This is a genomic window from Amycolatopsis jejuensis (assembly GCF_000717335.1).
GTDB classification, from domain to species: Bacteria; Actinomycetota; Actinomycetes; order Mycobacteriales; family Pseudonocardiaceae; genus Amycolatopsis; species Amycolatopsis jejuensis.
Map to the genome: position 1 here is coordinate 144,200 of NZ_JNYZ01000004.1, position 16,932 is coordinate 161,131.

Annotated in this window: 13 protein-coding genes, 1 tRNA gene and 2 pseudogenes; 12 read left to right on the forward strand and 4 right to left on the reverse strand. The window is 68.2% G+C overall.

The genetic code is table 11. The annotated features are described in order from the left end of the window. Positions 1–23 precede the first annotated feature (23 nt). The 6 genes from OO71_RS05415 to OO71_RS05440 all read left to right on the forward strand — a co-directional run bounded on the left by OO71_RS05415 (position 24) and on the right by OO71_RS05440 (position 4,254). Positions 24–99, forward strand: a tRNA-Arg gene (locus OO71_RS05415). 464 nt (positions 100–563) lie between these two features. Further along, positions 564–977 carry a YciI family protein gene (locus OO71_RS05420; RefSeq protein WP_245633585.1) on the forward strand — a complete coding sequence of 138 codons (414 nt, stop codon included), beginning with the start codon at positions 564–566 and terminating at the stop codon, positions 975–977. Beyond that, on the forward strand, positions 977–2,212 hold the full coding sequence (locus tag OO71_RS05425) for an RNA polymerase sigma factor (protein WP_033288516.1): 1,236 nt from the start codon (positions 977–979) through the stop codon (positions 2,210–2,212). Before OO71_RS05420 ends, OO71_RS05425 begins: the two co-directional genes overlap by 1 nt. A 533-nt stretch (positions 2,213–2,745) precedes the next feature. Then, a complete protein-coding gene (locus OO71_RS05430) occupies positions 2,746–3,114 on the forward strand; it encodes an ArsR/SmtB family transcription factor (RefSeq protein WP_033288517.1) in 369 nt (122 codons plus the stop codon). Further along, positions 3,080–3,766: an SRPBCC family protein gene (locus tag OO71_RS05435; RefSeq protein ID WP_245633571.1), complete on the forward strand. Its 687-nt coding sequence runs from the start codon at positions 3,080–3,082 to the stop codon at positions 3,764–3,766. Before OO71_RS05430 ends, OO71_RS05435 begins: the two co-directional genes overlap by 35 nt. Beyond that, positions 3,760–4,254, forward strand: coding sequence for an SRPBCC family protein (locus OO71_RS05440; protein ID WP_245633572.1), 495 nt, complete (start codon positions 3,760–3,762; stop codon positions 4,252–4,254). The genes OO71_RS05435 and OO71_RS05440 overlap by 7 nt, the downstream gene beginning before the upstream one ends. Positions 4,255–5,101: 847 nt before the next feature. On the opposite strand, the gene OO71_RS53090 is transcribed toward OO71_RS05440, so the two are convergent. Then, positions 5,102–5,536, reverse strand: coding sequence for a DNA methyltransferase (locus tag OO71_RS53090; protein WP_425388652.1), 435 nt, complete (start codon positions 5,534–5,536; stop codon positions 5,102–5,104). A 361-nt stretch (positions 5,537–5,897) separates the two neighbouring features. Further along, entirely contained in the window at positions 5,898–8,144 is a 2,247-nt protein-coding gene (locus tag OO71_RS05450; protein ID WP_051791030.1) for an arylsulfatase, read from the reverse strand. 133 nt (positions 8,145–8,277) lie between these two features. Here OO71_RS05450 and OO71_RS05455 point away from each other — a divergent pair, with 133 nt between their 5' ends. Next, complete coding sequence (locus OO71_RS05455) at positions 8,278–9,600, forward strand: MFS transporter (protein ID WP_033288519.1); 1,323 nt, start codon at positions 8,278–8,280, stop codon at positions 9,598–9,600. Between the two features lie 29 nt (positions 9,601–9,629). On the opposite strand, the gene OO71_RS05460 is transcribed toward OO71_RS05455, so the two are convergent. Beyond that, a complete protein-coding gene (locus OO71_RS05460) occupies positions 9,630–10,382 on the reverse strand; it encodes a GntR family transcriptional regulator (RefSeq protein ID WP_156096183.1) in 753 nt (250 codons plus the stop codon). Between the two features lie 34 nt (positions 10,383–10,416). Next, complete coding sequence (locus OO71_RS05465) at positions 10,417–11,946, reverse strand: sulfatase family protein (protein ID WP_156096184.1); 1,530 nt, start codon at positions 11,944–11,946, stop codon at positions 10,417–10,419. 57 nt (positions 11,947–12,003) lie between these two features. Here OO71_RS05465 and OO71_RS05470 point away from each other — a divergent pair, with 57 nt between their 5' ends. The 5 genes and pseudogenes from OO71_RS05470 to OO71_RS52880 all read left to right on the forward strand — a co-directional run. After that, a complete protein-coding gene (locus tag OO71_RS05470; RefSeq protein WP_051791031.1) occupies positions 12,004–13,008 on the forward strand; it encodes a nucleoside hydrolase in 1,005 nt (334 codons plus the stop codon). Further along, positions 13,005–13,823: a ribokinase gene (locus OO71_RS05475; RefSeq protein ID WP_033288522.1), complete on the forward strand. Its 819-nt coding sequence runs from the start codon at positions 13,005–13,007 to the stop codon at positions 13,821–13,823. Before OO71_RS05470 ends, OO71_RS05475 begins: the two co-directional genes overlap by 4 nt. Positions 13,824–14,245: 422 nt before the next feature. Continuing rightward, positions 14,246–14,442, forward strand: a pseudogene (locus OO71_RS52875) (IS1380 family transposase); the annotation flags it as partial. Between the two features lie 926 nt (positions 14,443–15,368). Next, a complete protein-coding gene (locus OO71_RS05480) occupies positions 15,369–16,694 on the forward strand; it encodes an MFS transporter (protein WP_033288523.1) in 1,326 nt (441 codons plus the stop codon). 2 nt (positions 16,695–16,696) lie between these two features. Next, positions 16,697–16,825, forward strand: a pseudogene (locus tag OO71_RS52880) (amidase family protein); the annotation flags it as partial. Between the last annotated feature and the right edge of the window lie 107 nt (positions 16,826–16,932).

Consider the following 16,932-nt stretch of genomic DNA (forward strand, 5'->3'; position numbering starts at 1 on the left):
CTGCACAGTCGCGCAAGCGGCGAGCCCTCGTAGCTCAGGGGATAGAGCACTGCCCTCCGGAGGCAGGTGTCGCAGGTTCGAATCCTGCCGAGGGCACCACAAGGATGGGAACGGGAGAGTTGTCAGACATGACACTCTCCTCTTCTTTTTTGTCCTGTTCGCTCGTCTTACTGCGGTCGAAGAGCAAGATCACCGCGTCGCGGCCGGGCTGCGGGGACCCGTCGAGCCGATCAATGTCACGGTGCACTTGAGCCGGTTGGTGTTCTTCGTCGACGACCTCATCTATCTGCTGATCGACCGGCGGATCGGCGCGGGCGAGATCGGTCCGCTCGGGTCCGGCAACCACCGCCGGCTCGATGGCCGAACGGAACCACCTGGTCACCGAGCGGCTCATCGGTGTGACCCGGGCGGGGCGAGGCGGACGCGCTCAAGATCATTGACGACTGCGGACGAGGCGCTGGAAGAACGGGCCGGAAAATCTCCCGGAGCGATGTCCGGGATGTCCCGGCGGCTTCGACGTCTCAGTCGTACGGCAACCAGAGAGGACAACGACCGTGAAGTACATGATCATGCTGATGGGCTCGCAGCGGGACTACGACATGCTGACCGGCAAGGCCGCCGACCGGCCGGCCTGGAGTGCCGAAGAGGTCGCGGCCATGCACGAGTTCATGGCCAAGTGGAACAACGACCTGGTCGCGTCAGGTGAGTTCGTCGACGCCCGCGGACTGAGCGCACCCGTGCACGCCCGTCGCGTGAGTAGCAAGGACGGCGTTCCGGTGGTGACCGACGGGCCGTACCCGGAGACCCAGGAAGTGCTCGCCGGTTACACGATCGTGGAGTGCGAGAGCTTCGATCGGGCCACCGAGATCGCCGCGCGGCTGGTCAACACCCCGCACCCGGAGCACGCCCGGCTGGACCACGACTGGTACGTCGACATCCGGCCGATCGACGAGTACGCGCCCGAGCCAGAAGTCTGATGGCGGACACCGAGGCCGAGAGCCTGTTGCGCCGGCTGGCGCCGCAGGTCCTCGGCGCGGTCGTCCGGCGGTACGGACACTTCGACACTGCCGAGGACGCGGTCCAGGAAGCCCTGCTCGCCGCCGCCACGCAGTGGCCGTCCGGGATGCCGCAGAACCCGCTCGGCTGGCTGATCGCCGTCGCCTCGCGCCGCCTGACCGATCTGCTGCGCAACGAGCAGGCCAGGCGGCGGCGTGAGGACACGGTCGCTCAGCGGACGCTGCCGGAGCAGTGGCTGGCGCCTGCCGCCGATCGTCCGGCATCGGACTCCGACGACACGCTGATCCTGCTCTTCATGTGCGGTCATCCTTCGCTGTCACCGGCTTCGCAGATCGCGTTGACTCTGCGCGTGGTCGGCGGGTTGACGACCGCGGAGATCGCGCGGGCGTTTCTCGTGCCGGAGGCGACGATGGCGCGGCGGATCAGCCGGGCCAAGGAGAGCGTCAAGGACAGCGGTGTCCCGTTCGCCATTCCGCAGGGTGCCGAGCGGTCCGAGCGGCTCGGGGCGGTACTGCACGTGCTGTACCTGATCTTCAACGAGGGGTACGCGAGCACGTCCGGTCCGCAGCTGCAGCGCACCGACGTCGCCGGTGAGGCCATCCGGCTGACCCGGTTGGTGTACAAGTTGTTGCCGGACAACAGTGAAGTCACCGGCCTGCTCGCGTTGATGCTGCTCACCGACGCGCGCCGGCCGGCCCGCACCGCGCCCGACGGCGGTCTGATCCTGCTGGCCGACCAGGACCGCACCCGGTGGGACCAGTCGCTGATCGCGGAGGGCGTCGCGTTGGTGAGCGAGGTGCTTCCCAAGGGCGAGGCCGGGCCGTATCAGTTGCAGGCCGCGATCGCCGCCGTCCACGACGAGGCCGCCGGCTACGAGGAGACCGACTGGCCGCAAATCGTTGCCCTGTACGAGGTTCTGCTGCAGATCACGGACAACCCGATGACCTCGCTGAACCACATCGTCGCCGTGGCGATGGCGCAGGGCGCGCAGGAAGCGTTGGCGCTGCTGGACAAATTCCCGGCCGACGCACGGATCGCCGACCATCACCGGTTTCACGCCGTCCGGGCGCATCTGCTCGAAATGGCCGGCGACCACGCGGCGGCAGTGGCCTCGTACCAGGCCGCCGCCGACCGGACGAGCAGCCTGCCCCTGCAACGCTATCTGCACGGCAAGGCCGCACAGCTGAGCTCATGAGGGGTCGGTTTCGTAAGTCTCTCCGTGGCTGATCATGCGCTCATGGAACGCGGGTGGCGGTCGCTCGATTCGCCTGCTGATCCTGTGCTCAACCCGGCAGACGGGCAGCCCTGACCACATCGATCCATCCCACATCTCGTGGTCGATGCAGCCAAGTGAATCCCCTACATACAGGAGGCTCTCGCTATCGGCAGCTGGCCCGGAGCAGCGTAGTCAGCGCAGGCCCACGGTCCACAAGGCCGACGCCGCAAGGCTTGCCCAGAAGTGATGTCCAAAGTGGACGCCGAGCGGGACTGTTCCAAGATTGGTGTTTCGGCCTGATACGCCGGGTTGAGGTCTGGCGGGATGGGCACTGTGAGTGATGGCATCGGAGCTTGTGAGTCCGCGCAAGCGTGATCAGAAGGCGGCGCAGCTGTCGCCGGAGCAGGCCGCCGCGGCGGCGATGGCGGCTGAGGCGAAGGCGCGAGGGTTGGCGTTGACCGGCCAGAGTGCCAGTCTTGGCTTATATAAGCGACACCGGGTATGATTCGGTTGTGCACGCGTTCGACATCCTTGGTGACCCGGTGCGCCGGCGCATCCTGGAGCTGCTGGCCGATGGCGAGCAGACCTCTGGCGCGATCACGGAGGTGATCCGGGCCGAGTTCGCGCTGTCTCAGCCGGCTGTCTCCCAGCATCTGCGCGTTCTTCGGGAGAACGGGTTCGCGTCGGTTCGAGCTGAGGGGGCTCGCCGGTTCTACGCCGTCGACCCCTCCCCGCTGAGCGAGGTCGACGTGTGGCTGGACCGGTTTCGCGGGTTCTGGGATCAGCGGCTCGATGCCCTGGGAACCGAGCTGGCCCGCGGCAGGCGTGCATCCCGTACCCGAGGCGATGGCCAGGCCGATCCGCCGGCGAAAGGACGATGACATGAAAGACGTACTGGACGAACTGGCCGCGGCGCGCCGGACGATGGGCTCAGCGACCCTGTCTGCCGGCGACGCTTACACGATCGAGTTGCGGCGTCGATACGATGCGCCGGTCGACGACGTGTGGAACGCCATCACCGACCCCGAGAGACTGGGCCGCTGGTTGAAGCCGGTGACCGGGGACCTGAGGATCGGTGGATCGTTCGAGCTGGATGGCGGTGAGCACGGCGAGATCCTTGCCTGCGACCCGCCGCAGCGGCTGCGGGTGTCCTGGCTTTTCGGGCCGGAGGCCGATGAGTGGCCGGGGACGAGCGAGGTCGAGGTGCGCTTGTCCCCGGGCCCAGCCGGGGGCACCGAGTTCGAGCTGGTCCATGCAGCGGCCGTCGGGGAGCCCATGTTCCCGACCTACGGCCCCGGTGCCGGCGGTGTCGGTTGGGACCTGCATCTGCTGACCCTGGCCGGGTTCCTCGCCGACGGGAAGGCCCTCGACCATGACGAGTTCCGAACCTTGCCCGAGGGGCGGGTCTTCGTGCGGCGCAGTGCCGCGGCCTGGGGCGAAGCTCATCTGGCCGCCGGTGGCGATCCGGGTCACGTGGCGGCCGCGGTGGCGGCCACCACCGCGTTCTACGCCCCGGGAGGCAACGAGTGCTGAAGTACACCGTCTCGATCGAGATCGCTCTGCCTCGCCAGGAGGTGGTCGACCTGATCTCCGATCCGGCACAGATGCCGAGGTGGCTGCGCGGCTTGATACTGCACGAGCCGGTCAACGGGGTGCACGGGCAGATCGGCACCACCTCGCGAGTCGTGTTCCAGATGGGCAAGCAGAGGATGGAGGCGACCGAGACCGTCACGCGTCTCGACCCCGCGGATCTGCATGCGATCCCCAGGTCGGTCGTCGTGCACTACGATCGTGAGATCGTCGGCGGGGGGATGTGGCAGGCCCAGCGCGATCGGATCATCGACGCCGGTCCGAACAGGACGCGGTGGGAGAGCGAGAGCGAGTTCCGGTTCGACGGGTTGCCGATGCGGCTGATGGGACGCCTGATGCCCGGCACCTTTCGCAAACAGTCGCGGCAGCACATGCAGGACTTCAAGGCGTTCGCCGAGGATGGGACGGACGTCTCCCAAGGGGCGAACTGACCTGCCTCTGAGCTGGATCCGAGCAGCACATGGCGCGCGGCCACCTCACGCATCGATCTGCACGCCGCGATCCTGCGTGACGCGAAGGCGGGCCGTCACGCGAAATCGGAATCTCGAACTGTTCGTGCGAGCGTCCGGTGCCGCGCTCGTCGAGGTCCATGCGGCCGGATTCGACGTCGTAGAAGTGCGCGGGGCTGCATGTCCCGAGTGGACACCCGCCCCAGCCACGCGAAGCGCAGCAATGTCGGCGACGCCGCGTACGCGTCTTTCCCGTAGTGGCTCCCGACTCGGCCTACGCTGCGTTGTCCAGCCCACGCACGGACCAGTTCCGGGCCTGCCATTCCGTCACCTCCAAAAATACTCGTGCCTGTTCGCTGGCTAACCGTTGCGCCTCAACACCTTCGGCGGTTCTGATATTCGCTTGCCACGACTCACACTTGCCGATCGTTGACGAGGGAACCGCGCGGCTGCGGCGATCTCCACACGTTCTTGAGACCACAGAACGGTTCCCGGATCCGCGGGTACGCAGTCTGGACCTTATCGCCGCCGGGTTCGGGTGCTGCCGCGACTTCCATGAGATTGCGCCTCCCTTGCCTGGTCAGTGCCGCACCACTCACGCTCTCCGGACGGCAGCGTGTCGGGGCCTCGCGGGCCTGGAATGGTGGCGTCAATCATCGAAAAAGGGAGGCCACGAATGAGTGGGCCGCCACATGTTTCCGCACCGCGGCGCTCGGCCGCGTCTGCACGGTCACCCACATCGGCGAAATCAGTCGCGCCTCAGCGCAGGAACTCGCTGCCCTGCAGGGGCTATCACAATTACCGGGTCGAGTACCACCGGTGCAGTCGGTCAGATATCGTCCGGCGCGGCGGTCGGTCCGGCGAGCCGTCGCCGCGCGATGTCGTGATAGGCCGGGTTGGTGTCGATACCAGTGAAACGACGGCCCAGTTCGCGCGCAGCCACACCCGTAGTGCCGCTGCCGCTGAACGGGTCCAGGACATGCCCGCCCGGTGGGCATCCGGCCGCAATGCAACGGCGCGGAAATCTCGACCGGGGAGGGCGCGGGGTGATCGGACCGGGTCCCGTCCGGTTCCACAGACGGGGTTCAGCTTGGTCCCGCCGCAGTGAACTCGGCGGTACCGGGTGCGGTCGCCGGTGCAGGGCTGCCGGATCGGGTCGAAGGTGAAGTAGTAGTCCGGTTGCGTGACGAACAGGAAAACCATCTCGCGGCGGGTCGCGAGCCGATCCCGGATCAGCGTCGGCGTGGCGTGCGGTTTGTGCCAAACGACCGCCGACCGCAAGATCCAGCCGTCGGCCTGGAGCGCGAAGACGACGCGCCAGGGCATGCCGAGCAGGTTCTTGTGCGGCACATCAGCGACCGGCCGGTAACGAGCATGCCGTGTCGATAGCGACCTTTACCTGCACCGCAGCGATCACTACCACGGCACTGGCCGCCACCGACCGGCTCGGCTTCGTCGAGATTGTCCGCCGGAACCCCACCCACGATATTGCTTTTGTCCAACCTTGAACAAGCCTCAATATGCAGAAGCCCTGGCCAGGAAGGACCCGAGGTTCCCGCTGCCAAAGAAGAAAGCGAGAGATGCCGTCAACGAGGTTTTCGCCGCTCTCTTTGCAAACGGGTGTTCTACTGCTCTCGTTCCAGGTCTCCGGCGATCTCCTCGGCTCGGGAATCTTCCAGGTACTCGATGGTGACCGTCTCGAGAACGTCGCCGGGTAGCGGGAATTCGCCTTCATACGACGTCGACACCTGGGTTCCCTTGTCGCGGCCGACGTCCAGCCCGTAGCAGGACAGACGGCCCGCAGCGATGGGGAGCACCGCTTTGCCGGCCGTCTCCGAGCCGACGAACAGCTCCAGTTCGGCCGAGCGGTCCGGCCTGCGGCTGAGAGTGAACCCGAGCAGATCCGGTGCGGGGGCGGCGATCGTTCCGGAACGGCATGTGACGCGTACGTCGAGGAGCAGGTGTTCGAACACGAGCTCGCGCCGGTGCAGATAGAGCACGTAGCCTCCGTAGGACCCGCCGCTGGCGAGAATCACCCCCTCCGCCGGCCAGGTGCCTGCCTGAATCCGTGCGGTGACCCGCATGGAGCGGTCGGTCCCGGTGATGCGGCTGGCAAGCGGAACGTGGCTTTGCCCAGGACGGAGTACCAGCCGGCGCGCCGCCAGCAGGCCCTGGGGCCTGCGCAGCCCGAGCAACGTGGCGAGCGGACGGTCGTCCAGCGGGAAAACGTCGTTGGCTTCTGCTTCCCGTTCCCACAGCTGCCGCAGCTCGGCCAGCTGTCCGGGATGGCGCTGGGCGAGGTCGTGGCATTCGGAGAAGTCTGCGGTGGTGTTGTAGAGCCGCCACGTGTCCGAGTCGAACGGCGTGCCGGGGGTGTGGATGGTGACGGCTTTCCAGCCGCGATGCCAGATGGCGCGGTGGCCTAGCATTTCGAAGTACTGCGTGTCGCGCACCGGGGGCGCATCGGGTTCGGCGAAGGTGCCCGCGATGCTGCGTCCGTCGACCGGTCCGCCCGGCTCTGCACCGGCGAGCTCGAGCAGGGTCGGGGCGATGTCGATCGCGTGGACGAACTGCGTGCGGGTCTCCCCGCCGCGCGTGATCCCGGCCGGCCAGTGCACCACCAGCGGAGACCGGATGCCGCCGAGGTCGACGAACTGCTTGTACCTGCGGAACGGGGTATTTCCCGCGGTCGCCCATCCCTGCGGGTAGTGCGCCGGGCCGTCGGGGCCGCCGATCCGGTCGAGGCGGGCGAGTTCCTGGTCGAGCGTCTGCTCGATGCGCCCGTAGGCCGAGTTGAGGTCGGCGGTTCCGGTGGTGCCGCCTTCCGGGCTCGCGCCGTTGTCGGACAACACCATCACGATGGTGTCGTCCAGGACGCCGGACAGCTGCAGCGCGTCGAGCAGCCGTCCCACTTGGGCGTCGGCGTGTTCGAGAAATCCGGCGAAGGCCGCTTGGAGGTGCACCGCCAGCTGCTGCTGGCCGGCGCTCAGCGTGTCCCACGCCGGTACGCCCGGGTTGCGCTCCGTCAACTGGGTGTCCGCGGGCACGAGGCCGGATTCCCGCTGCCGGCGCAGGCGATCTTCCCGGGTGCGGTCCCATCCTTTGGCAAAGGTGCCGAGATAGCGTTCGAGATGGGGACGGGGCACCTGGAACGGAGCATGTGTCGCACCGAGGGCGAGTTGCAGGAAGAACGGGCTGCCCGGCCGGAATGCGAGGTGGTCGCGGACGAAGCCGATGGCCCGGTCGGCGAGATCCGCGGACAGGTGGTAGCCGGGACCGCCCGGTGGGTCCACCGGATGGTTGTCCTCGTACAGCTCGGGGACGTACTGGTCGGTGCAGCCGTCCAGGAAGCCGTAGAAGCGGTCGAAACCCCTGGCCAAGGGCCAGTTCTCGAACGGCCCGGCCGGGGTGATCTCCGGCAGCGGGGTGAGATGCCACTTCCCGGCCAGATAGGTGCCGTAGCCTGCCTGGCGCAGCCGGGAAGGCAGCAGTTCGATGCCGGGGTGGATGCGGCCCCGCGAGTTCGGGAACCCGGTGTCGGCGCTGGGCAGGAACCGCATCCCGGCCGCGTGGTGGTTGCGGCCGGTCAGGAGGCTTGCCCGCGTTGGCGCGCACAACGGAGTGACGTGGAAGTTCGGGTACCGCAGCCCGCCTGCGGCGAGACGGTCGATGGCCGGCGTTTCGATCTCGGAGCCGAAGCAGCCGAAATCCGACCATCCCGTGTCGTCCAGCACCACGACGACCACGTTGGGCGCGGCCGGGCCGGTGGCCGGTTCCGGCCAGTGCGGCGCCGACTCGGCCACGGTGCGGCCGATCCGCCCTGCCCACGCCGGGCCGCCTCGGGACCGCTGTCCACCGGTCAGCTCCGTCACGGTTCCTCCTTGTCCTCGCGTCCTCGCCTGCGGCGCCCGCCCGCCATCGCAGGGCTTGACTATCGGTGACCGCCGTCTCAGTATGAACCAGCCACTGACAGACGTCTAGACGTCCATTGTCGAAGGAGTCCGGATGGACCGCCTCATTGCCCGTGGCCACGGCAAGCTCGTCGTGGCCAGCGTCATCGGGAACACGATCGAGTTCTACGAGTTCAACACCTTCGGGACGATGACGGCACTCGTGTTCGCGCACCTGTTCTTCCCCGCGGCCAACCCCGTCGCCGGCACGCTGCTTGCCTTCGGCACGTTCGCCGTCGGATTCGTCTCGCGCCCGCTCGGCGGCGCGCTCTTCGGCTACCTCGGCGACCGCTTCGGCCGCAAGCCGGTGATGATCTGGACCCTGATGGTGATGGGCGGCGCGACAGTCCTGATGGGCGTCATCCCGACTTACAGCAGCATCGGGATCGCCGCGCCGATCCTGCTGACCGTGCTCCGGTTCGTACAGGGTTTCGGCATCGGCGGGGAGTGGGGCGCCGCGGTCACCCTGGTCACCGAACACGCGCCGGAGAAGCGCCGCGGGTTGTACGGCAGCCTCGTGCAGACCGGCAGCGGGTTCGGCCTGGTGCTCTCCTCGTTGACGATCACCGTGCTGCTCGCCGTGCTGACGAACGAGCAACTGCTGGCATGGGGCTGGCGAATCCCATTCCTGATCAGCGTCGGCCTGATCGGGATCGGTCTGTGGGCCCGGCTCCGGATCTCCGAATCGCCGGAGTTCGAACGGGTCAAGGCCAGCGGGACGCGTCCGCGCTCGCCCCTGTGGGAAACGCTGCGGCACCACCCCGCGACGGTGCTGCTGTCCATCGGGATCTACACCTCGGTCGCGGCATTCGGCTTCCTGATGGTCTTCGTGACCTCCTACGCCGTTTCCCCGCTCGGCTTTTCGCGATCGATGGTGATCGACGCCCTGCTCGTGGGCAACATCGTCAACCTGATCGCGGCGCCGCTCGGCGGACTGCTCTCGGACCGGATCGGGCGGCGGCGTTCCTTCGTGATCGTCGCGCTCTGCCGCGTTCCGCTGGCGTTCGCGTTCTTCGCGGTGCTGGAGGTGCGGTCGGTCGCCGCGCTCTTCTTCGCGCTGATCCTGGTGAATCTGTTCAACGGCCTTGCCTACGGAATCCAGGCAACGCTGTTCACCGAGCTGTTCCCGGCTCGCGTCCGCTACACCGGGATCTCCCTCGGGTTCCAGGCCGCCACCGTCCTCGGCGGCGGGCTCATGCCGGCGATCGCGACGCTGCTGCTGTCCGCGAACGGAGGCCGGCCATGGGGAATCGCCGCGTACATCGCCGCGCTGTGCATCATCACGGTGCTGTGCGTGGGGTTTGTCCGCACCCGCGGATTCGCCGGCTCCGCCGATGCCGGGACCAATCCGGCAGTGCCGCAACAGCAAGCGTCCTGAGTGCAGCGGCGGGTGTTGCCCGCCGCTGCTCAGCTGCCGACGGTGCGCACCAACATGAACGTGAAGACGTCGGAACGGTAGTACGAGTAGGTGGAGACGACGACCTCCCCGGTGTTCGCGTGGCTGGTCTGGTGCGCGTGCAGAACCGGGGCGCCGTCGGGAAGACCGAGCAGCCGGGCGATGTCCTCGTCGGCCGCGACCGCGTCGAGCCGGGCCTCGTCCCGGACCACGCGGAGCCCGATGCGCTGGATGAGGCCCGGCAGGTCCACGTTGAGGTCGGTGAGCCGGTCGGCGGGGAAGTCGACGCCGTTGAGGCTGGCCGGAATGTGGTCCCGCAGCACGATGGCCGGCGCGCCGTCGATGGTCAGGCACCGCTCGACCCGCCAGACCGGATCGGCCGGGCCGAGCCCCAGCTCGGCCGCCACCTCGTCCGGGCAGGGGATCCGGTCCGCCTGAGCGTGCGACAGCGCAGGGGTGTGTCCGGCGGATTCGATTTTGTGCGGCAGCGAACCGACATCGGCGATGTCGACGAAGATGTTCGTGACCGCGGCCCCCCGCGGCGGCGGGGTGTCGCGCACGAAGGTGCCCACTCCCCAGCGCCGGGTCACCAGCCCTTCCACCCACAGGTGGCCGAGCGCCTCGCGCACCGTGACGCGGCTGACCCCGAGGCGGCGGGCGAACTCGGCTTCCGAAGGAAGCTGGTCGCCCGCCTGCAGCTCGTCGGCGATGAACTGCCGGATCATCTGCGCGGCCGTCGCGGCGCGTTTCGGGGGCTTAATCACCCGGCCACCCTAAGGCCCGCCACGCCACGCCGGCTCACCATGTCCCGATCCCGTAGAGCTCGCGGGGACTGTTCGGGTATCCCTCCAAGGCAATCCGTTCGAACAGCCGGTCCCGCAGGCTTTGCCGGGCCGCCTCTCCTTCCGGCAGCCCGGCGAGGTTCTGCTGTTCGTCGGGATCCCGTTCCAGGTCGAACAGCTGCTCCCCACCCCCGGCCAGAAAGACGGTGTAGCGGTGGCGAGCAGTGCGCAGTGTCCGAGCCCAGTTGCCGGGCGTCGCCGACCAGTGGTTGTTGTTGCTCTGGATGTACACCGCGTCGCGCGGCCCCTCCGCTTCCGACGGCGGCGCCAGCAGGGACCGGCCGGCGAACCGCGGCAGTACGCCGGGTTCGTACGGCCGGCCGAGGTCCGGCTGCGGCAGCACGGGTTGGGCCAGCCCGGCCAGGTCGAACACGGTCGGCGCGAGATCGCACAGGTCGACGAGATCGGTGCGGACGGCCGGCGCAAGACCGGGTCCGTGCACGATCAGCGGAACCCGGATGCACGAGTCGTAGTGGCGTTCCCATTTTCCGAGAAGACCGTGGTCATGCAGCAGCTCGCCGTGATCCGAGGTGAAAATGACATGGGTGCGATCGAGCCGGCCGGTCTCGGCGAGGCAGTCCAGCAGGACCCCGAGTTCGTGGTCGAGATGAGCGAGATCGGCGAAGTACAGCCGCCGGTCGCGTTTCCAGTCCGCAGTGTCGTAGCTCGGCCTGGCGTACCGCTCCTGCGCGAAGTACGGCACGCGCGCGTCGCCCTGCCATTCCGCCGCAACCGGTTCGGGGATCGACGCGTCCGAAACCAGCGGCACATACTCCGCAGGCGGCGTGAACGGATTGTGCGGCTGCACATAACTGACCTGTGCGAAAAGCGGCGTGCCTGCCGGGGTCTCCCGGAAGAATTCGCATGCGCGGCCGGTGATCCAGGCGGTCTGGGAAACCTCGGCGGGAAACGGCAGCGGATACGCCTCTCCCGCCACCTGCGGGTACATCTCCCTGGCCCGCCGGATCTCCTCCCGCAGATCGGAGTGCCCGGGACCGTAGTCGCCCAGCTCCGGGATCATCGTCATCCACACCGTCGCCTGTGCGGCGCGGTAGTGCTGCGGGTGCCGGCGCTGCACCCAGTCCAGCCACTCCCCCGCGCGCGGGTCCTCGCTGATTCGCGTGACGTCGAACCCGTATGGCCGGTAGTCGGGATGGACACCGGCCAGCTGCGGCTGGAAATGCAGCTTGCCGAACGCCCCGGTCCGCCAGCCGGCCCCTTGGAGGGCCTGCATGAAAGTCGGCACCTCCGGGCTGAGGCGGTACCCGCATTCGGTGACGCCATGGCCCTGGCTGGTCAATCCGGTCGCGATACTGGCCCGCGCCGGGCTGCAGACCGGGTTGGGGGTGAACGCGTTGGCGAACCGGACCCCTCCCTCGGCCAGCCGGCGCAGATTCGGAACGGCGACGACGCCGTCGAACGCTCGCTCCAGCCAGCGAGCGGCGAGCTGATCCACCATCACGAGCACGATGTCCGGGCGCACCATTTCCACCTCTTCATAAGACGTCTAGACGTCCTTCCTATTACCTGTCATAGTGAAGTCATGCAGCTGGGACCTGTCAAGACGCACGGGCGCACACAGAACGTCGTCATCGACGTCGACACCGGAGTGGACGACGCGCTCGCCCTCCTGTTCGCTGTCCGGCATCCCGGGCTGCGGGTGCACGCGATCACCTGCGTGGCCGGAAACGCCGCGGTCGAGCAGGTCGTCCGGAACACCCTCACGGTCCTCGAGCACGCGGACGCTCCCCCGATCCCGGTCGCCGCGGGGGCCGCCCGGCCGCTGATCGCCCCACCGCACGACGCGAGCCACGTCCACGGCCGCGACGGCATGGCCGACCTCGGCCTGCCCCCTTCCCCGCGGAAACCCGATCCCCGGCATGCCGTCGAACTGCTGCGCGACGTACTCCGTGACGCGGCCGAACCCGTCACCCTCATCGCGCTGGCCCCGCTGACCAACATCGCGCTGCTGGCCCGCACCTACCCGGAGGCGATGCAACGCCTGGAGCGCATCGTCGTGATGGGCGGCACCGCCTCGACGGGCAACGCAACACCGGTCGCCGAGTTCAACGCGTGGCACGATCCCGAAGCCGCCGCCATCGTTTTCGCCGCCGGAGTGCCCGTCACCATGTACGGGCTCGACGTGTTCTACCGCGTCGGGGTAGCTGCGGCCGGCTGCGACAAGCTGGCAGCACACGAACACCGCAGCGCACGCCTTGCCGGGCAGTTGCTGCGACACCAGCTCCGCACGGCCGCCGGCGAGGCCCGCACCGAGCTCGGCATGGCCACGATCGGAGACGCCGGCGCGGTGTGTGCGGTCGCCGATCCAGCCGGTCTCGTCACAGCGCATCTCCCGGTACAGGTGGAGCTCGCGCCGGGGTTCGGCCGCGGCCAAACCGTGGTCGACCGCCGCGCGCGGTCCGGTGAACAGGAACTCCACGGTATGGCCGCCCCGGCGGCGAGGCTCGACGTGGCGATCGACGTGGACGCTGCCCGCTACGGAGACCTGTTCCTGTCCACCATTCTCGGCGAACCGGGCACTTCGTGAACGGCGTCGTCAGCGTCGTCGGATCGCTCAACATCGACCACGTCGTCTCGGTGAGCGAGCACCCCTCGCCGGGCGAGACCGTGCTCGGCTTGCGCCTGCGGACCCTGCCCGGAGGCAAAGGCGCCAATCAGGCGGTCGCCGCCGCGCGCGCCGGCGCCGCCGTCCGGATGATCGGCCGGATCGGCGACGACCCGGACGGCACCCGGTACCTGCATGCCCTCAGCCGGCGCGGGATCGACACGTCCGCGGTCCGGCGTGCACCGGACCAGCACACCGGACGAGCCCACGTCACGGTCGACCGCACCGGCGAAAACTCCGTCATCGTCATCCCCGGCGCCAACAGCACGCTCACCGCCGCCGAGGTGACGACGGCAGCGGAGTCGATCCGCACCGCGTCCGTCGTGCTGCTCCAGCTGGAGACGCCGCTGCCCGCGGTGGAGGAGGCGGCAGAACTCGCCGCCGAAACCGGCGCCCGACTGGTCTTGAACGCTTCTCCCGTGGCGCCCCTTCCGGACCGGCTCCTCCGGCTCGCGGATCCGGTCATCGTCAACGAGCACGAACACCAGCGCCTGGCCGTGCGGCCGCGCTCGGTCTGCGTGACGCTCGGCGCGGACGGGGCCCGCTGGGGCAAGTATCGCGAACGGCCGCCGCACACGTCCGTGGTCGACACCACCGGTGCGGGCGATGCCTTCGCCGGCACGCTCGCCGGTCTCCTCGCTTCCGGATCCACTGAGCAGGACGCCCTGGCAGCCGCTGTCCGGGCCGGAGCACAGGCCACCACCTGGCACGGGGCCCAAGGGTGGGAGCTGCCGTGAAGCCGCGACACCGGACGGGTATTCGCTCGACCTGCCCGAGCCCATGCCAGTCCCCGCAAGACCCAGTGCCGATCTTGCCGCGCCCCTCGGCCCTGCTGCACCCGGCGTGCCGCAGCCGGACGGCGGTTCGGCAGCGCCGGGAACGAGTGGCATCGCTGGGCCGGGCCGCCGCAACACGCGGAAGTGGGTAGCCAGGCCGAAACCGCCCGCAGCAAACAGTTCGAGGCCCACGAACGCAAGCAGGGCTTCCGCACGAGACTCCGTGAACCGGAGTCCGTCTCCTGGGGTCAACCTCACGCTGCGGGGCCCCGCTGAGAGCGCCGTGCTTCGAGTCCCGCGGTGTGGGCCCACGGCGGAACCGCTGGTGCCCTCAGCCTTTTCGAGCAGATGCGCCGGGGTCCAGAGCCAGGTCTCCTTGCCGGATGCGGCCGGGCAACGCCGGATCGAACACCGCGGTCGATCACATTGCGGTGACCAGGAATGCGTTGCAGCAGTTGCCGTTCACCGCCAAGGGCGGACGCGGCGGCCGCCGGAGCCACCCACGACTTCCTGGGCTGGTTGCATGCAACGAAACTGGGCTACTCGCACGGGATTCACCCTGCCCGACGACGCCGTCGAGCGGCGCGGAGGTAAGCGCCGCCCGGCGGTTCGCCGACGAAGCGCTCGACCCCGGCGCGGACTGCAGATGCCATCGAGAGCGCAGTCCGCGACCTCTGCGCGGACCGATGCCTGCTGTCCAGGGCCACCAAAGGGAGCCGGCATCCCGCGACCGACCGGCACGGACGTCACGCCCGGACCTGTTTCACTCCGCACAATCGATGTCGCGTTGCGAAGAACCCGAGTTGGCGCGGCGCATGATGTGCAGCGACTTCACCGGATCACCGATGTGCTGGTCGCAGGTCCACTACCGGAATCCGATCATGGCATGCCCGATACTTTCGTCCACATAGGACAGGTGCACCGGGTTGATTCCGTTCTCCGTCCCGCCCGCGCAGCCGGGGTATCTGAACTCGTTCTGCGTCAACGACCGCCCGGCGCAGGCGCATGGCCCGGGCAGACATGGTTGAGCAGCGCCGGATTCCGTGGACGGGAGCCGAGCTGGTCCTTCAAGTGCGGAACGACCGCGTCCGAGTGACCTCGGGCTGAGAGCTCCGCCCTGCGTGGCCGACGGCAGGTCCACGGATTGCCCTCACCGGGATCCACTGCACTGGTCCAGCCTGTGGCGGAGCGCTGAGGCTCGGCAAGCGTCACGTCAGCACGGTGCGATTTGCGACGTTCGTCGACTGCCCCGGAGGTACGGATGGGGCAATGTGCTCGACATCGCAAGGGAGGTTCGCATGCAGGTGTGGTCGACAGGTGCGACGGTCGTCGACGGAACAGGCCGGCAAAACAGCCGATCCGACAATTCTTGCGGGAGATCCTCTCAAGAACCCGAAGCTGTTCGGTGACGCCGATTCTGTCGTCCTGGTCAATCAGAACGGAACCGCCGGCAAGGACCGTCGGAGCTGAAAGGGACTGAGTACCATGAATGCAACGGAAGAGAGAATGGCCGGCGATCGGGTTTCCAGCAGGCCCCGCCTTGGTCGCACGATTGCGGCGGCAACCATCGGAAACTTCGTCGAGTGGTACGAGTTTGCCGTGTACGGAATGGTGGCGGCGTACATCTCGGCATCGTTCTTCCCGGCCGCCGACCCGACGGCCGCGCTCCTCAACACGTGGGCGGCCTACGGCACCGCCTTCCTCGTGCGGCCGCTCGGCGGGCTGCTCCTGGCCCGGATCGGAGACGTTCGCGGACGCCGGTCGATCCTGTATGTCAGCATTCTGATGATGAGCAGCGCGACGTTCTTGATCGCGCTGGTTCCGACACATGCCACCATCGGAATCGCGGCACCGATTCTGCTGGTGTGCCTACGACTGGTCCAGGGCCTTGCCGCGGGCGGGGAACTTGCCGGTGCGGTCGCCTTTCTCTACGAGCACGCCCCGGCGAACCGGCGTGCGCGCACCGTCAGCTACCTGGGAACCGGAACCTTCCTCGCCACACTGGCTGGTTCGGCTCTTGCCACGCTGCTCACTGCGGTCATGCCCGGCGAAGCGATGGCGTCATGGGGCTGGCGCCTGCTTTTCCTGATCGCTCTTCCGCTCGGTTTCGTGGGAATCTACATCCGCCGTCGCGTGGACGAAACCCCCGAGTTCAAGGCAATCCGCGCGGCTGCGGAGGAGGCAGTCCCGCGGACAACCGGCCTCTGGACAGTCCTGCGCGAGAACAAGCGGGCGGTCCTGATCTTCGTGGGTTTCGGCGCCCTGTACTCCACCGCGGCCTATATCGGGTTCACCGCCTACCTGGCTTACATGATCGCCAACGGGATGCCTCGCGGAACTGCGCTGGCGATCAACACCATCATCGGGATCGTTCTCGTCGGGTGCATTGTGCTCACCGGCGGACTGGCCGATCGCTACGGCAGGCGGCCGGTTCTGATCACCGGAGCAAGTCTCCTCGTCGTCGTGACCATTCCGACGTTCCTGCTGGGAGGTTCGGGGTCGTTCGGCCTCGGCCTGGTCGGCGGCCTGCTCTACGTGATTCCGTTCGCCGTCTACGGAACGCCGTCCTACCTCAGCCTCGTGGAGATGTTCCCGCCGTCGGTTCGAGTCACCGCGGGCGCTGCCGCCTACAACTCGACGATCATTCTCGGCGGATTTTCCCCCTTGATTTCCGCCTGGCTCGCTGCGGTGACCGGATCGAGCCTCGCATTTCCGTTGTACGTCGTCGCCTTGTCCGTCGTTGCAGTCATTGTCCTCGTATTCTGGTACCGCGAGCCGGATGGTGAATCGCGAATGGGCAGCGCACGCGACGACCTCAAGAATGCACAGTGAAAATGGACGCTTCGCTCTCGCCTGGCGGGTCGAGCAGTGGCAGTGGGATCGCGCTCGCGGCGCGCACTGCGCCGGCGACCGTGGGCGGCGACGGGCGGGGCAGCATTCGGAGGCCGGCCGAATTCAACGGCGTGGCGGGGGTCAGCATTCACCCGTCGCCGGCAGGGCAGGCCGGGCGCATCGTGCTCAAGCGGGCTCTCCTCAAGATCGGGAGGTTCGCGGCGCGTAAGTCAGGTGC